At 28.6% G+C, this 18,598-nt stretch carries 11 protein-coding genes and 1 pseudogene; 9 read left to right on the top strand and 3 right to left on the bottom strand.

The genetic code is table 11. From position 1 onward, the window contains the following. Nucleotides 1-137 precede the first annotated feature (137 nt). Genes ECAJ_RS01595 through ECAJ_RS01585 form a run of 3 tightly spaced genes read left to right on the top strand, consistent with a single transcriptional unit; the run spans nucleotide 138 to nucleotide 6,555 of the window. The gene (locus ECAJ_RS01595; protein ID WP_011304428.1) at nucleotides 138-4,886 is read left to right on the top strand and encodes an NAD-glutamate dehydrogenase; all 4,749 of its coding nucleotides are present in this window, start codon (nucleotides 138-140) and stop codon (nucleotides 4,884-4,886) included. Nucleotides 4,887-4,897: 11 nt separating this feature from the next. Continuing rightward, on the top strand, nucleotides 4,898-5,164 hold the full coding sequence (locus ECAJ_RS01590; RefSeq protein WP_011304427.1) for a Sec-independent protein translocase subunit TatB: 267 nt from the start codon (nucleotides 4,898-4,900) through the stop codon (nucleotides 5,162-5,164). Between the two features lie 14 nt (nucleotides 5,165-5,178). Next, nucleotides 5,179-6,555 carry a PleD family two-component system response regulator gene (locus ECAJ_RS01585; RefSeq protein ID WP_011304426.1) on the top strand — a complete coding sequence of 459 codons (1,377 nt, stop codon included), beginning with the start codon at nucleotides 5,179-5,181 and terminating at the stop codon, nucleotides 6,553-6,555. A gap of 584 nt (nucleotides 6,556-7,139) precedes the next feature. Here ECAJ_RS01585 and ECAJ_RS01580 read toward each other — a convergent pair. The 3 genes from ECAJ_RS01580 to efp form a co-directional block, all read right to left on the bottom strand. Continuing rightward, nucleotides 7,140-8,066 carry an RluA family pseudouridine synthase gene (locus tag ECAJ_RS01580; RefSeq protein ID WP_011304425.1) on the bottom strand — a complete coding sequence of 309 codons (927 nt, stop codon included), beginning with the start codon at nucleotides 8,064-8,066 and terminating at the stop codon, nucleotides 7,140-7,142. 695 nt (nucleotides 8,067-8,761) lie between these two features. Next, the gene (locus tag ECAJ_RS01575) at nucleotides 8,762-9,529 is read right to left on the bottom strand and encodes an inositol monophosphatase family protein (RefSeq protein ID WP_011304424.1); all 768 of its coding nucleotides are present in this window, start codon (nucleotides 9,527-9,529) and stop codon (nucleotides 8,762-8,764) included. A 183-nt stretch (nucleotides 9,530-9,712) separates the two neighbouring features. After that, on the bottom strand, nucleotides 9,713-10,282 hold the full coding sequence (efp, locus tag ECAJ_RS01570; RefSeq protein ID WP_011304423.1) for an elongation factor P: 570 nt from the start codon (nucleotides 10,280-10,282) through the stop codon (nucleotides 9,713-9,715). Between the two features lie 225 nt (nucleotides 10,283-10,507). On the opposite strand from efp, the gene ECAJ_RS01565 reads away from it, so the two are divergent. From ECAJ_RS01565 to ECAJ_RS01545, 6 genes and pseudogenes are all read left to right on the top strand, one after another. Beyond that, the gene (locus tag ECAJ_RS01565) at nucleotides 10,508-10,936 is read left to right on the top strand and encodes a phosphatidylserine decarboxylase (protein WP_407918900.1); all 429 of its coding nucleotides are present in this window, start codon (nucleotides 10,508-10,510) and stop codon (nucleotides 10,934-10,936) included. Between the two features lie 9 nt (nucleotides 10,937-10,945). Continuing rightward, nucleotides 10,946-11,104, top strand: a pseudogene (locus ECAJ_RS05015) (CDP-diacylglycerol--serine O-phosphatidyltransferase); the annotation flags it as partial. Nucleotides 11,105-11,450: 346 nt separating this feature from the next. Next, a complete protein-coding gene (locus ECAJ_RS01560; protein WP_011304422.1) occupies nucleotides 11,451-14,843 on the top strand; it encodes an FAD-dependent oxidoreductase in 3,393 nt (1,130 codons plus the stop codon). A 663-nt stretch (nucleotides 14,844-15,506) separates the two neighbouring features. Beyond that, a complete protein-coding gene (locus tag ECAJ_RS01555) occupies nucleotides 15,507-16,187 on the top strand; it encodes a phosphatidylserine decarboxylase (protein WP_011304421.1) in 681 nt (226 codons plus the stop codon). A gap of 9 nt (nucleotides 16,188-16,196) precedes the next feature. Beyond that, a complete protein-coding gene (locus ECAJ_RS01550) occupies nucleotides 16,197-16,976 on the top strand; it encodes a CDP-alcohol phosphatidyltransferase family protein (RefSeq protein WP_011304420.1) in 780 nt (259 codons plus the stop codon). Nucleotides 16,977-16,997: 21 nt separating this feature from the next. After that, nucleotides 16,998-18,380: an alanine/glycine:cation symporter family protein gene (locus ECAJ_RS01545; RefSeq protein WP_011304419.1), complete on the top strand. Its 1,383-nt coding sequence runs from the start codon at nucleotides 16,998-17,000 to the stop codon at nucleotides 18,378-18,380. The last annotated feature ends 218 nt before the right edge of the window (nucleotides 18,381-18,598 follow it).

Here is an 18,598-nt window from a genome sequence, read left to right as displayed (position 1 = left end):
AAATTAACTACAAATAATTAACATTCAGCATTTTAAAAATTAATTGCAATTAATTGCATTGTACCTTAAAGAAGTATAATAGTATTTTAAGGAAAATAATTTATTATTACTATTGTCAACTAGTACAATTAAAAAAAATGTATAAAAACTTTAATCAAAAAATCATTTCAGTTTTAGAACTAATAGAAGAAGATGATGATCATCTATTAAAAAGCTTTATTAAAGAGTTTTATAGCTCGTCCTATGATAATGACATAACACTAGATAATAAATTTTTTTTATTCATAGCGCGTGACCTGTATGAACTTGTCAAAATGAAACAACATAACGAAAGCAAGGTCAAAGTATTCAACACAGAACAAACAGATAATGATATAACAAAGAATGTAACTATAGTTGAAATAATAAACGATAACTTACCATTTATAATAGATTCTATTATTATTACAATAAAAAAACACAATGCATTCATATATCACTATACAAATGCCGTTTTAAATATTGAACGTAAAGACAAACATATACATACAATATCATCTGCACAATCTTGTTCAAATGATGAAACAAGAGAATCAATAGTATATTTCATTATCAGTCACATAGATGAAGGATCTCATAAATCACTTAAACATGAAATAGAAAAAAATTTAAAACTAGTTAGTCAGTGTGTTAACGATTGGAAATTAATGCTACAACATTTTGATTCAGCATTAAATGCAATGAAATCTTTTCATGCTAATTCCATAGAAGAAGAAATTACATTTTTAGAATGGTTAAGAAAAGATAATTTCATTTTTTTAGGACATGAAGAATATATTGTAGATCAAAACAAATTATCAATTAACAATAACTCTAGTCTCGGATTACAGAAAATCAACACATCAGATGAACTTAGTAAAGACTTACCTAAATCTAAGCAACATATATATATTATACAATCTAATATCCTATCTACAGTACATAGACATGAATACATGATTTGCATTGGGCTAAGAATATTTAATAAAGATAATATTTTGATAAAAGAGCATCGTTTCTATGGTTTTTTTGCTTCCATTATTTCATTTCAAGATGCAAACGCCATTCCACTCATTAGAAGTAAAATAAAAGCTGTAGAAAAGAAATCAGGGTTTACTAAAGGTGGACATAGTAACAAAGCATTAGTTGATATATTGCAAAGATTCTCTAGAGATGAATTATTTCAATTTTCCGAAGAAGAATTATTTGAAATTTCAATTGGTATATTATCCTTAGCCAATAATCCAAAGATAAAACTTTTTATAATAAAAGACCAAAACCACAGTTTTGTAAATTGCATCATTTTTGTACCTAAAGCATTAGCAAGCACTGAACTAGCAAATAAAATGAGTTATATATTAGAACAGATGCTTACAGGTAAAGTTGTTAATAATCAATACAATATGTTGAATGAGTACAATTTAGTTAGATTACAGTTTATACTCAAAGCACAAGATAAGCTATTCAGTAATTTTTCAGAATCAGAAATTGAAGCAAAATTGATCGCAGCATCTAGAAGATGGGAAGATAAACTACAAGATGTCATGCGTTGTAACTTAGGGTCTATTAATCCATTTCTACAATATTTAACAGCATTTCCACCAAGTTACCAAGAATACTTTAACCCAAAAAGTGCTTATCATGATATTACAAAATTAGAACAGGTTTGCAAATATAATACTAGCGAAGCCGATCTTTACTTAATAAAAAATAGTGTCCATTATCAACTAAAAATATACATACCTCAAGAAAGCAATCTTCAACTTTCAAAAATACTAAATATAGTAAAAAAAATGGGCACAAATATAATCTTACATCATAGCTATACCATCACAGCTAAAATTACCATATACTTACACCACTTTATACTATCAAATACTAAACAATCTTTTGATCATAATAATATTAAACAACAATTTGAAACTACTATTAAAAAAATCTTTGCAAAAGAAATAGAAAATGATTACTTCAATAGCTTAGTCATATTAGCTAACTTACAGTGGAAAGAAGTTATGCTAATAAGAGCACTAAGTAGATACTTAAAGCAAGTATCATTTAACTACAGTCAAATTTATACTCAAAAAGTTGCTATTAAATATCCAAAAATCTTACTCAACTTTATTAAGTTATTTAATGCTAGATTTAACCCAACACTAGCCAACAACGAAGAATCCAGTGCTATACAAAGTAAAATTAACGAGCTATTATCAGAAATTACAGATGTAGTACATGATCACATTTTAAGGTCCATATATGCTTTGATTCTAGCAATTTTACGTACAAATTATTACCAAGGAAAAGATTATCTATCTATAAAACTAGATTCAAGTAAAGTACCAAATATACCGTTACCTTGCCCTTTCAGAGAAATATATGTATACTCCAATCTATTTGAAGGTATACATCTACGTGGTGGAAAAGTTGCACGCGGAGGAATTAGGTGGTCTGACAGAACAGAAGATTTCCGTACAGAAATACTAGGGCTAATGAAAGCACAAATGACAAAAAATTCAGTCATTGTACCAGTAGGATCTAAAGGAGGGTTCATCTTAAAACGCCCACCCAAAAATGGAGCTCTGCTAAAAAGCACCGCAGTAGAATGCTACAAAAACTTCCTGCGTGGTATACTAGACATCACAGATAACATGATTGATGATAAATATGTTACACCTGATAATATTATAAAATACGACGAATACGACCCATATCTTGTAGTTGCAGCAGATAAAGGAACTGCTACATTTTCTGATTATGCAAATGAAATTTCTGAAGAATATAATTTTTGGTTAGGAGATGCTTTTGCATCTGGAGGATCAATAGGATTTGACCACAAAAAAATGGGTATTACAGCTAAAGGAGCATGGGTAGCAGCTCAAAGGCATTTTTGGCTGATGGATAAAGATATACGTAATGAACCATTCACAGTAATTGGTATTGGAGATATGTCTGGAGATGTATTTGGCAATGGTATGTTATTATCTGATAAGATACATCTCATTGGAGCATTTAACCATAACCATATTTTTATTGATCCATCACCTGATCCAACAAAAAGTTTCCTTGAACGCAAAAGGCTATTTAACTTGCCCAATTCCTCATGGGAAGATTATGATAAATCTTGTATCTCAAAAGGTGGCAAAGTCTTCAGCCGCAATTCTAAAATATTAGATTTAACACCAGAAATAAAAGAACTATTTAATATTGAAGAAGACCAAGTTTCTCCAAATACACTCATTAGACACTTATTAAAAGCAGAAGTTGATATGATATGGAATGGTGGGATAGGAACATATATCAAATCCTCACAAGAAACTAATGCTGAAGTATCAGATAAAGCTAATGATGCTCTGAGAATTAATGGATCTGAAGTAAAAGCAGCAATGATAATAGAAGGTGGAAACTTAGGTGTTACACAAACTGGAAGAGTTGAATATGCACACAGTGGAGGCAAAATCAACACTGACTTCACAGACAATTCTGGAGGGGTAATATGTTCTGATTTTGAGATCAACATTAAAATATGCTTAAGACTTGCAATGAAAAATAACTATATATCTTTAGCTGAACGTAATAAGATATTAGATGATATAATGGATGCAGTTCCATCAATAGTTTTAGAATCACACAACAAACTAGAAACAAAAGCCTTAATGTTAGAATGTATACAGGCACAAAATAGAATAGAACAACATCACAGATTACTAAAATATTTAGAAAAAATTCAAGTATTAAATCGAGACATAGAATTCTTACCAAGTGATGAAGAAATTACAAAAATGAGTGCAGGAATGAAGGGATTCACCTGCCCTCAAATTGCTATATTGATTGCATACACTAGAACTTTCATAAAAAATGAAGTCATGCTTTCCAATATTTTTCATCATTCAAGTCATTTACTCAATCTTTATGAATCACAATACTTATTATCTTACTTCCCTCAATACATAAGAGATAATTTTTCACAATATATAAGACAACACCCTTTAAAAAAAGAGATATTAGCAACATGCATAGTGAATGACATAGTCAATAGAATGGGTTGTATCTTTGTTAATCACATAATTGAAAATATTGGTATCACTGTTGAAGATGTAATTAAAATATACGTTATAACAACACACATATATAACCTATACGAAATATGGAAAACACTAGACGAATTAGATAGCAAAATTCATATCAATATATACACTTCATTAATCAGAGAAGTACAAAAATTTATAGGGCAAATCACATTCTGGTTTCTCAGGAATTCGTGCAAATTTACAAATATAGATACAAAATTAGAAGAATTATCATCCCAGATATCTTTAATTGAAGAAAATATAGAAAGTATTTTATGCAATGAATCTTTAGAAATATACAACAACACTTTATCTTCTTTAATGGAATATAATATTAATAAATCAATTGCAAAAAAAATTACAAAATTAAAATTCCTGACTATTTCTCTTGATATAATACACCTAACAAACAGTTCAAATCTACCGCTATTAACTATAGGGAAAATATACTTTCAGTTAAGATCGTTATTAAATTTCAGTCGTATACGTGATTTTGCAGCACACATGGAACACAATTCTTCATATTGGCAACGTATTGCTATTAGAAACCTACTTGACGAATTAAATGATTATCAATCTACAATAACAGAAAATATTCTAAAACAAGCAGAACCAACTTTATCCTTGGCAATAAAGTTAGATAAGGTAGATAGTATAATTAATGATATAATTCAAGAATGGTATATAAAAAATCAAGAAAAGCTAAATAGGTATTACAACTTTTTAAATGAAATCAACACAACTCAACTTGATTTAAGTAAATTAATGCTTATAATAAAGTCGCTTGATATGTTCATTAATTAAAATAGTTCTCAATGCTTGGTGTTGGTATATCGGAAGTTATTGTTATAATTTTAGTAGCATGTTTAGTAATTGATCCTAAAAAACTGCCACTTGTCACAAAAAGTTTAGGGTTCTACTACAAAAAATTTGTAGAAGTAAAAGGAGAAATTCTAAATTATTTTAACAAAGTTTACAACGATTGCACAGAAGAACAAAACAACAACGTCGTCATTAAAGAAATAATAGGAGATGATGGCAAAACATACAAAAGCTATGAAGTAAAAAAAGATAACAAATAAGTAAAAGAAAACCTATGACTGCAAAAGTGTTAATAGTAGATGACTTACCTGCAAACATTAAACTGTTGCAAGCAAAACTCATGAGTGAATATTACAATGTTCTAACTGCAACAAATGGCATGGATGCAATAAAAATTGCTGAAGAAAAACATCCAGATATCATTCTATTAGATGTTATGATGCCAGAAATGGACGGGTATGAAACATGCAAAAGATTAAAATCTAACCCAGCAACAACATACATTCCAATAGTAATGGTCACAGCTCTTGACAATACATCAGACAATAGAGTAAGTGGTCTCAGCTATGGTGCAGATGACTTTTTAACAAAACCAATAAATGACACAGCGCTATTTGCACGAATTAGATCACTAACAAGATTCAAAATGGTAATAGATGAATTAAGATTAAGAGGCAAAACAAATGCAGATATGAGTGTGCTAAACAATAACATGATGGATTACGCAAATAAAATTGATAATGCTAGTATTTTAATTGTAGATGAAGATGTGATACGCTCTGAACACATCAACAACATTTTGCAAAAGTCCTTTCAACAAACTGTAGTTTCACATGACATAGATCAAGCATTAAATTTAAGTAACATACAGAATTATGATTTAATAATTACTGATCTGGAATTCTCTGGAGATGGGCTAAGGTTGTGTTCTCAGCTGCGTAACAAAATTGAAACACGTTACACTCCAATTTTAGTTTTACTTGATGAAAATGAAGATCCAAAATTATTAAGCAAAGCATTTGACATAGGAATTCACGATTACATTACAACTCCTGTAGACAGCAATGAACTGATTGCAAGAGTAAATGTACAAGTAAAAAGAAAAAGATACCAAGATGCATTAAGGATAAATGTAGATACTAGCATGACAATGGCTATAACTGATCCTTTAACAGGATGTTATAATAGACGCTACTTTGACATGCATTTCCATAATATCATTAACGAATCACTACAGAAAGAAAAAAACCTATCCTTAATGATACTAGACATTGATCATTTTAAAGAAGTAAATGATACATTTGGGCATACTGTTGGGGATGAATTACTACAACAGTTTAAAAAACGAGTATCAGATAATATACGTATTACAGACTTACTTGCAAGATTTGGTGGAGAAGAATTTGTTGTAATATTACCAGATACAACAATTAGTACAGCAGAACAAATAGCAAGACGAATTCTTACTGTAATAAAAGATACTCCATTTAAAACAAGCATAGGTGATATAAATAAAACCGTTAGCATTGGTGTAGTAGAAGTACAAAAATCTGATGTTGACAATATCAAACAATTAATAGATAGAGCTGACAAATGCTTATACGAAGCAAAAAATACAGGAAGGAATAAAGTTGTGATATACTTACAATAGAATTTTACAAGTATTTGCTTTTATATTACAGATTAATTTTAATGAAAATATACCACCTATATTACATCATTAGAATATTTTTCTATACTATAAATTTTTACATATAAACGCAACTTTTCTAAGTTTATATAATGTATTTTTCATATCCTTAGTAACCATTAATAGTATTTAATAGAGAAACACATTACATAATTGACAAAACAATCCCTAATACTCATATACATTGTTATATCATCTTTCTTAATGAAAAATTTTATACTTATACATAAAACTTACATTACAATAATGTTTTAAAGGTACATACATCTTTCATATAATACTACATAGAATTAACAAATTCATAACACTTTACATCATCATTTGTTGTATATAAGTTTTATGATTTTTATCTATATATAAACTAACATATTTTAGTAATGTAACCACAGAATATTATTAAATAATAAGAAATAATAATTTACATATGCAAACCAATAAACTAAAGTTTTTTTCAATTACAACAATTGAATATAACAATATAGTACATTTACAACACAATTTCTTTTAACAAAATAAAAATTTTTTACCTATATATTATATTAATACTATAACAATTTTTCTAAATTCATAATTGTATCTTTCATATAATCTGGCATAGGAGCAGTAAATGATAATTTTTTATTTCCTATATCAATTGATAAAAAATGTGCATGTAATTGTAAGTGATCATTTAACACATGATTACAAAACTTCCCATACTTTTTATCCCCAATAATAGAACATCCAATATGTGAAAGGTGTATCCTAATCTGATGTTTTCTACCAGTTTTAGGCTTTAATTCAAGTAATCCAATATCATAAGGTAACTTCTTCAATACAAAAAATGAAGTTATAGCTTCTTGAAAAATTGAATTACCAGTACCAATATTTTCATAAAAATTATGCTTTTTCTTGGTAATGGAATGATTAATTTCACCAACATCATTTTTTGGAATTCCTTGTGTCAATGCCAAATATTTCTTTTCTACCCTTCTATTCTTGAACTCATGCATAATTAACCTAGATGCTCTTGCATTACGAGCTAACATCAAAATCCCACTCGTATCTTTATCTAATCTATGAACAATTCTCATAGATTCACCATCTCTAATCTTATCTAAAATATCACTTATGCTAATTCTAACCTTCGTACCTCCTTGAACAGATACTCCAGCAGGTTTATTAATAATCAACACATCATCATCTTCATACAAAATGCTATTACTAATCAAATTAATTAGATAAGAACTGTCAGTTTTACAAATTCTTTTAGTGTGTATTTCTTCACCAATTATAGTATTACACTTTATGTAAATTACATTTCCAGTTTTAATCCTTGTATTAGACTTTACCTTTGCATTATCAAGTAAAACTATACCTTTACGTAAAAATTTCTCTACTAAAGACTGAGGAATTTTTAACACTCTTCTAACAAATTTATCTACCCTTACATCTTGATCATCTTCTTTTACAGTATAATATTTACCAACCATTATTCAACTTTCTAAAATAGTATATATCTTTACATAAATCTTTCATGCTAAAATTAGTCATATTACTAAATCAGAGTTCCTCACCTACTATACAACAAATCAAAATTTATTCACAAATCAATCATATATACTACTAATGATAATTCTTACAACGTTATCTAAATTTTTTAAAGCAGCACATAATCCTTCATATAAATCTTAAAATTAACAATATCACTACATTAGAGTTTCTAATTTAGTATCCAGAAACTATGATAAACTAAAATTCATTCATAAATCAACCATATGGACTACTAGATATAATTTCTGCTAATTAAAAACTTTTCTAATCAATTTTCATTTACTAACACACAAACTAATGGATAATAAAAGGACAAACTAAATAATTTAAAAATAATCAAACGTTTAACATATAATCATGTTATTAGCAATTCCTTAAAAAATAAAATGACCATAAAAGAAAAATAGTATAGTAAAACCAATACTTACTTGTATATAGTAAACTCATTTCTTAAATAACAAAATGACAAATTACGAAAATAACTTTCATATATCACTTCATTTCATTTAATAAACAACCTGACTAATAATCTATTTGTCATGTTCAAATTTTCTTCTTCATATAAAATACATTACAAGCTATAACTACTATATACTAACTTCACTATCTTCATAAACTTAAGAGAAAAACTAAGCTATTTATCACTGTTAAACTTTTTCCTTAAATAATCACATAATGCAAAATTGCTAGCTATAAATAACTCATTATCACATACTATCTTCCCTTTACTTTCTTCAACAAATAACTTTCCAACAGCAGCTTGATACTTATTAAGATTAGAATAAATCAATGCATCATAAGATGCTGAACATAAATAAGCAAATCCTAATGCCATAGATCCCATAGCACGTATTATAACAGCTTGAGAATTAAGCTGACTATCAATCATATCAATACTAAGATGTGTAATGACAAAATCAATAACAGCTCTACTGACAGTTTGTTTATTACCTACATGCAGTTTTATATAACGTGATTGTACATTCTCTGAAAAAGCACCTACTCCTCTTTCTACATAAAATGTTTCTTTAAGTATCGGAGCATCAATTATCGCAGCAACAGGTTCTCCTTGACGAAAAAAAGCTATTAAAGTCGCAAAATAAGGCAAGTAACTTATAAAATTAGTTTTACTATCTATTGGATTAACAAACCAAAAATTTTCTCCAACATCAGATACATCTCTAGTATCATCAAAGACAACACCATAATCTTGTCTGTAATTGTATAACCCATCAGTAATAATTTTTTTAGACCTCAAATAAGCAGATCTAGTAAAATTACTTGCAGCAGTATAAGAAGATTGCATATACCGAATTTCACTAAAATCCCTAATTAAAGCTCTAGACGATTGTCGTACCGACTTTAGCATAATATTGGTAACAGAAGAAAAAATTACAGACATTTACAACCCCTTTTTTTTTATACAGTTTTATAATATTAAGTAACCATTAATCATATTTTAGAACTCAATAAACAGCTACATAACTGTTTACTTATAATTTTTTTAGACACAAATATAACAACTGCATATTCAACATATGCTGAATAAAACACCATACTTGTAATAATGCATTCTAAAATATATTTATCCCTTAGCACGTTCATAATAGCTATCATCCGGAGTATAAACAACTATCTTATCTCCAGGCTTAATAAACGTAGGAACACTAATACGTTGATTATTTTCTAGCATTGCCACTTTATAAGAAGATGAGGATACCGTTTGCCCTTTAATCACAGCTTCAGTTTCAATCACTCGAAGAGTAACATAATCTGGAACTTTAGCAGATATTATTTCACCATTATAAAATACTAATGTAATAACAATATTATCTTGCAGATATATACTCTTATCCCCCAATATATCTTTACTAATTGTAATTTGCTCATAAGTTTTAAGGTGCATAACAGTAATCATTGAGCCATCACCATAAATATACTGATAATCAGACTCATCAACAATAGCCCGTTTTATATCTCCATCTGTACGAAACCTTTCATATTGCTTAGCACCAGTTTTTAAGTTTTTCATTTCAGCTTGTATATAGGCACCACCTTTACCTGGCTGAGTATGCATAACCTTTACAACCAGATATAAAGCATTATTATGTTCTAATATATGCCCAGGTCTAATATCACTCCCTCTTTCTGCCATTCTTTAATAAACAAAAATTACAATTCTGAAATTTTAGTCTTAAAGCACAAGTAATTCAAGAAAAATCAACGCCTTATTGATTACAAATGTTTATACCACACATACAATAAAAACGCATTCTATAATACTCTTCATTCTTTAAATTATACCTATAACATCTAATAAATTTAACAACCAAATAACTCTAGATAAGATACAGAATAAGCCCACACCAACTAATTATATCTGATACATGTAACATTTATTGATGTGAGCAATTTTATAATTTATAGATTAACATGCACTTTTACCATTAATAAACAAATTATGCATCACAATTTTCTATATAACACTAGCAAATTTACATTAGCATCATTAGACAAGTCAAATGAAAGACAAAGATTGATTATAGAATCTAACCTTGATAAACATTTAATCATTCTTGATCAAATTGCAGGGTTAATAGCACGACGTATAGTATGTAATGCTTATCAAGGACAAAATGTTAACTTGGGTGAAAAATTCGGTATTATTAGATTCGGTAGCCGTGTTAACATATATTTACCTTTATCTACACATATATCAGTATTTAAAGGACAAACAGTTATTGCTGGTGAAACCATTTTAGCATATCTAAAAGAAGCTCCTAAACAGTTAACAGTTAAATCTATATAACCATCCTATATGAAAGAAGAACAAAGCAGCAAATTTTTTCCTATTGCTAGGTTATTTCCAAACATAGTAATTTTATTAGGCTTATGTGCTGGTTTGACTTCTATAAAATTCACCTTTATTGGCAAATGGGAATCTGCTGTTATGTTTATTATTATTGTTGTACTAATTTCTATTTGAAATCGACAATTGATAACTAATGTATGTATTTCTTTTACACTATTCCATAACATTTCTAAGTTCTACCACAACTATAGTCAGTCCTTTATGTAATGTATCGTGATCAAGTCATATATCCCTAAATGTATAAGATGACTTTTTCTTCAAACAAACAGATAACATGAATGCAATCTCTAGATTATCGAATCTACTGTGGCTTTGGTGTATACTTTGATTCTTTTGCAGATTTCTTAAATTTTGGTGCTGCTCCTTCTTTCTTGATATACTACTAGTACTAGAGATTTATAATATAGCATTTTCATACATCAGTTGATATGTTATACTAATTTTAAAAAATATGTTAAACTTTGAACTTACTGTACAGAATTTATATACCAGAGAAGGTTTAGTAAAACTAGATAACCTATTTTTATGCTACCTACAATCTCACAACCAAAACTTATATGACACACTAATCAGAGAACGAAATAATGAAAGTAAATCTAATAACACATCATGCATTATTATAGAACTTTCATATATAGTTGAAGATTTTATATCAAAATTATTTAGCATTGAAAATGAAATAATAATACAACAGAATACACATAAAGAATTTTCAGAAATATACAAATGTAAAAGATTATTCATACAACGTTATGCTTTAAAAAAATATCCAGATATAAACAGCTTAAACATATCAGAAATCACAGAACAAATAAGAGAGTTATTCCTATTCCCTATTGAAGACAAAAAATTTGCAAAACAAACACTATTATGGCTAGAAGATAAAGAAAATCATTCAGAAAAACTAGATATTACAGCTAGATATGCTGCATATATGATACATTCAGGATCACATAGCATTCTATTTAGTGTACCTAACAAAACAGACGTTTATAACTTAGTCCCAACAATCACAAAAACTGTTAATAATGACACAATTGCAATGACATCAAAACGCATTAAACGTAGAGATGGATTTAATCTTACACACAAACAACCTACTTTATATAATGCTTTAAATAATTCTCATTATTGCATTTTTTGCCATAAACAAAATAAAGACAGTTGCTCAAAAGGATTATTAGAAAACAACAATGAATTTAAGAAATCAATACTATCAACAGAATTACATGGGTGTCCTTTAGAACAAAAAATCTCAGAAATGAATCTAGTAAAATCTCAAGGCTACCCTATAGCAGCATTAGCAATCATCATGATTGATAATCCATTATGCATCCTAACAGGATATCACATTTGTAATGATTGTACTAAATCATGCATTTACCAAAAACAAGATCCTGTTGATATACCAATGGTTGAAACTCAAATTATCGACAATGTACTAAGTTTACCTTACGGATTTGAAATATATTCATTACTTACTAGGTGGAATCCTATAAATTTTGAACGTCCATTACCTAAAACTAATACAGACAAAAACGTACTAGTTATAGGGCTAGGTCCAGCAGGAATTAACTTGTCACACCACTTATTAAATGATGGACATACTGTTATTGCAATAGAAGGACTTAAAATAGAACCTCTTCCAGAAAATATTTCTGGAGTTACTCAATCCGGAGAAAAAACAGAATTTAATTTAATTAAAAATGTAGAGACTGAACTATATGACAATTTAAGTGAGCGCACACCTTATGGATTTGGAGGAGTATCTGAATATGGTATTACAGCAAGATGGAATAAAAACTACTTAAAAATAGCCAGATTAATATTAGAAAGAAGAAAAAATTTTTCAATGTATGGCGGAGTAAGATTTGGTAGTACATTAACAATAGAAAATGCTTTCGAGATAGGATTTCATCATATTGCTCTTGCAACAGGATCTGGCAGTCCTAATATAATCAACATACCTAACTCCTTAGCAAGAGGAGTACGTATGGCATCAGATTTTCTAATGTCATTACAACTTACTGGTGCTGCAAGAGCAACTTCGATTGCAAATTTACAAATTAGAATGCCAATCATTGTTATAGGTGGAGGATTAACAGCAATAGATGCAGCAACAGAAGCTCTTGCATACTATCCACTACAAGTAGAAAAATTTCTTACAAGACATGAAGCACTGATAGAAAATTATGGTAAATCATATATTGAACAAAACTGGACAGAAGAAGAAAAAATTATTGCAAACGAATTCTTAAATCATGCGATGCAAATAAGAAAAGAAAAAACATTAGCAAAAATAGAAAACAGACAAGCAAAAATTATAGAATTATTACAATCATGGGGAGGAGTCACTATTGTCTATAGAAACAAGTTATTACATGCACCAAGTTATAAACTAAATAGCTATGAAATAAACAATGCACTTGCAGAAGGAATATACTTTATAGAAAATCTACAACCATATGAAATGATAACAGATCAGTACAATCACATAAGCAACATTAAATTTACTGATCAGTATAATAACAAAAAAACACTCAATGCGAAAACAATTATAATAGCAGTAGGTACTAAACCAAACTTAACAAGTATAAAAGAAAACCAACAATTTTGTGGATTGGATCAAGATTTTACCCATACCTTTGATTTACAAGGCATAAGTACAAAAATAACAACATCTCCAAAATTCACAAAAAAAGATAGCATATTCATATCACCTGACAAAAAAATCAGTATTTTTGGAGATCTCCATCTACCATATAGAGGAAGTGTCGTTAAAGCAATGGCAAGCGCTAAAAATGGATATCCAATTATAACAAAAGTATTAAATCAGTGCCCACCATCAAAATATACTAATTTACTTACAACATTAAACCACAAATTAAAAGCATATGTAATAGATATAGAAAACATTACAAAGACTATTACTAAACTTACCATTTTAGCACCTCTTGCAGCAGCTAATTTTAAACCTGGACAATTTTACAGGTTACAAAACTTCGAATACAACAGTTTAAACACAGAAAATACACAATTATCAATGGAAAGCATAGCATTAACAGGAGTTTCAGTAGATAAAAGCAAAGGACTAATCTCAACTATAGTACTGAATACAGGAGGATCTAGTCACTTATGCAATTACCTTAAAAAAAATGAACCAATCATTTTCATGGGGCCAACTGGTACTCCAACAGAAATTCCTCACAATCAAAATATAATGTTAATAGGTGGAGGAGTAGGTAATGCAGTGTTATTTTCAATAGGCAAAGCATTATTATCAAACAATTGCAAAGTTCTATATTTTGCAGGATATAAAAAAGTAGAAGATGTATTTGAAAGATCATCTATAGAAGAATCATCAAGTACTGTAGTATGGTGTTGTGATGAAACCAAGATTGAACCTAGAAGAACCCAAGATAAATCTTATCAGGGCAATATCATAGATGCAATTCTTCAATACAACAACAATTTATCAGAAACTAGCGACATACCATTACATTCTATAGACAGAATTATAATTATTGGATCAAGCTATATGATGGATGCAGTATCATATTCTATATTCAATCAATTACAAACTCTTTTCAAAAAAGAAGTTAAAGTTATAGCTTCAATTAATTCTCTTATGCAATGTATGATGAAAGAAATATGTGCTCAATGCTTACAAAAACACATTGATCCAATAACAAAACAAGAAAGTTTTGTGTATAGTTGCAATAATCAAGATCAATATGCAAACTACGTGGATTTCAAATTCTTAAATGAAAGACTTAAACAAAATACTTTACAAGAAAAATGCACTAAACAATGGATAAAACATTGCTTACATAAGCTTAAATAACATATTTTTTTTATAAGCTACTTATCACTTGACATTAAACTTTTCAATGTCAGTCTAACTAAATCTGCAAAGACTGTTCAAAGATTTACAAGTTTTAATGGTTCTTTAATTACTGTAATCTGTGTAAAGAATCTGAAAATACTCTATCTAAACAAATGCATTTTACAGAATAAAGATATGCATTAAAAGTACAATCATAACATACTGCTAATACAAATGTAAATTGGTTAATTCTTTTCTCTACTATAGGCATTGCAGTGCGAAAAAGGAGTGCTGTCGTTTATTATTGAAATATCACAGTAGATATTAATAATAAGTATGTTAAAAACATAGATTACTGCTTCAACATTTACACAAACAACATCTCAAGTTATAAATTTTTCATTTAAAGATTAATCAAATTCACACAGCATAAGTTCACTAAATTAGCATGAAATTCAAAACTTACACATCCAATATTTGAGTAAAGTACAAAAAAACTTTAAACTAGCGTACTTAATTATAGTAAGCAAAGATCATATTTTAATATCAATAAATCTTAACAACTAAACTTAATGTTTAAAATTACAACATTATCACTATAAATTAAACAAAATTTATCAAATATTAATTGCATAAAATATAGCAAAGTTTATAATTCTTCAAAAAGTCTGAGGTTGAGTAATGCTTTTTAATTTGATCCACAATATTCATAAGGAAGGATATATATTCATAATGATATCATTTCTTGCATCTTGTATTGGATTTGCTATTTCTTGCAGCTTAGGAATAGTTTGTTTAGCTATGTCATTGTTATGCATATTCTTTTTTCGTGACCCTATACGTGTAGTACCAGAAGGAGATAATTTAATTACCAGTCCAGCTGATGGCTTAATATTAGATATCAAAGAAGTTAATTCTCCTATAGACAGCTCTACACAAGTAGTATGCATCAGCATTTTTTTAAATATACTGAACGTTCACGTAAATAGAATTCCAGTATCAGGCACTATTAAATCTACAGAGTACATACCTGGTAGGTTCATATCGGCATCATTAGACAAGTCAAGTGAGTTAAATGAAAGACAAAGATTGATTATAGAATCTAACCTTGATAAACATTTAATCATTCTTGATCAAATTGCAGGGTTAATAGCACGACGTATAGTATGTAATGCTTATCAAGGACAAAATGTTAACTTGGGTGAAAAATTCGGTATTATTAGATTCGGTAGCCGTGTTAACATATATTTACCTTTATCTACACATATATCAGTATTTAAAGGACAAACAGTTATTGCTGGTGAAACCATTTTAGCATATCTAAAAGAAGCTCCTAAACAGTTAACAGTTAAATCTATATAACCATCCTATATGAAAGAAGAACAAAGCAGCAAATTTTTTCCTATTGCTAGGTTATTTCCAAACATAGTAACTTTATTAGGCTTATGTGCTGGTTTGACTTCTATAAAATTCACTTTTATTGGCAAATGGGAATCTGCTGTTATGTTTATTATCATTGCAGCATTAATAGATGGCATGGATGGTAGGATTGCTAGGTTACTAAATTCTACTAGTGGTTTTGGTGCACATCTTGACTCTTTTGCAGATTTCTTAAATTTTGGTGCTGCTCCCGCTTTCTTGATATATTTTTGGTCACTTAAACAAATTAAAGTCATAGGTTGGATGCTAGTAATGATGTTTGTAATGTGCATGTCGATTAGACTTGCAAGGTTCAATGTGTCTTTATATGAAGAAAAAAAATTAGACTGGCACAAATTTTTCTTTGTAGGAGTACCTGCTCCACTAGGAGCAGTACTATCATTAATTCCAATAATGTTGACATTTTATTATCACGACAATCATTGGTTAGTTGAAAACTTATCAGACCAAAATAATGTAGCAATATATTTTGCTATCATTGCATTTTTATTAGTAAGTAACATTCCTACATTTTCAGCAAAACATCTCTATATACCAAAAAATTTATCTTATATATTTATTTTACTATTTGGTATATTTATTGTATTTGCAATAACAAAACCATGGCTAACATTTCCAGTATTTGGAATAATGTATATATTATCAATACCTATAAGTAGTTCAGTATACATATATATTATGTACAAAAACAAAACTAAAATAAATATGTAAGATCAATCTCATTTTTGTATCATGACAACACTTGAATTAACAGATTTTTTTCCATATGTATCTAGAACACTAGAGTCTATTTTTTCTTTTACAATATTTCGGATTCCATTAATTATCTTATGGGTAATATATTTAGGAATATTTTGTACATTAAAATTCAAATTTGTTAACATAAGGCTTTTTAAACATGCACTACAGGTTCTAGTTAAGCCACAAAATAAAAAAGATAATAATACCATCTCTAACATTCAAGCATTTATCACTGCAATATCTGGTACTATAGGATTAGGAACAATTTCAGGAGTAGTTATAGCAATTTCTACAGGAGGTCCAGGAGCAGTACTGTGGATGATAATAATTGGTATTTTAGGCATGTCAGTAAAATTTGCTGAAGTAACTCTAGGATTTAAATATTATCTAATAGAAAAGAAAAACAATATAGGAGGACCTTTTCAATATATCAGATGTGGTTTAGTTGAATTAGGATTACCAAAAACCGGAAAAATAGTAGCATACATTTATGCTGTTACAATGATAATAGCAATGTCTTTTGGAGGTATATCATTTCAATCAAATCAAGCAACTGTTCTCTTAAGTAACACTTTTCATCAAGTTAACAGCAGTGTTATTGTATTAATATTAACATTACTAAGTGGATTAGTAATAATAGGAGGAATAACACGCATTGCAAAAATTATGACAAAATTATCGCCTATAATGGTTGTACTATACATCACAATATGTACAGCTGTTATTATAAGTAATTCAGATCAGTTATTTTCCACATTCAACATAATGATACATGGTATGTTAGAAGGAAATAGCATGACTGGAGGAGCAATAGGATCCCTTATTGCCGGAGTTAGAAGATCAATTTTTGCAAACGAAGCTGGTGTTGGTACATCCCCTATTATACATTCCTCAACAAATGAAACTGAACCTGCAAGAGTTGGATGTATTGCAATGCTTGAACCATTTATTGACACTGTACTTGTATCATTTATCACAGGAATTGTTGTAATATTAACTGGATCTTATAGCACTATCAGCAGCAGTCACAACGTCATCACAATTAACAATATATTTTCTAATATTTGCCCAATTTGTCAGTATATGATATTTCCATTCATCATATTCGCTTTTTCATTTTCATCAATAATCACATATTCATATTACTGTGAAATATCTTGGAAATATATACTTGGTAACTCATGTCATGTTGGACTATGTAGAACGCTTATAATGTGCATAATAATAATAAGTGGTTTATCAAAAAATATAATACCCATATCCCAATTAGGAGATCTGCTTTTTATATTTCTCACAATACCTAATGGAATCACTATAATTCTATTAAGCAACATTATAAACCAAGAGCTTAAAACATACTTAAGTAAAACATAATCTTTTCTCAACTTATTTAACCACCATACAACACCAATACAAACTTAACACAAAAATTCAGATTATTCCTACAATACACATTAAAACATATAATACAACAACTAAATAAATATCTTTAAAATTACAATTTAAATTCAACCATTAAGATAATGATTATATAATATTTTGCTCAATACATTACCTAAAATCTCACAAAAGCTTTTTATATATTAAACAAT

Origin of the sequence: Ehrlichia canis str. Jake (genome assembly GCF_000012565.1) — a bacterium.
GTDB classification, from domain to species: domain Bacteria; phylum Pseudomonadota; class Alphaproteobacteria; order Rickettsiales; family Anaplasmataceae; genus Ehrlichia; species Ehrlichia canis.
The sequence above is the reverse complement of the archived record's forward strand: the minus strand, read 5'-3'. Positions and strand labels throughout refer to the sequence as shown.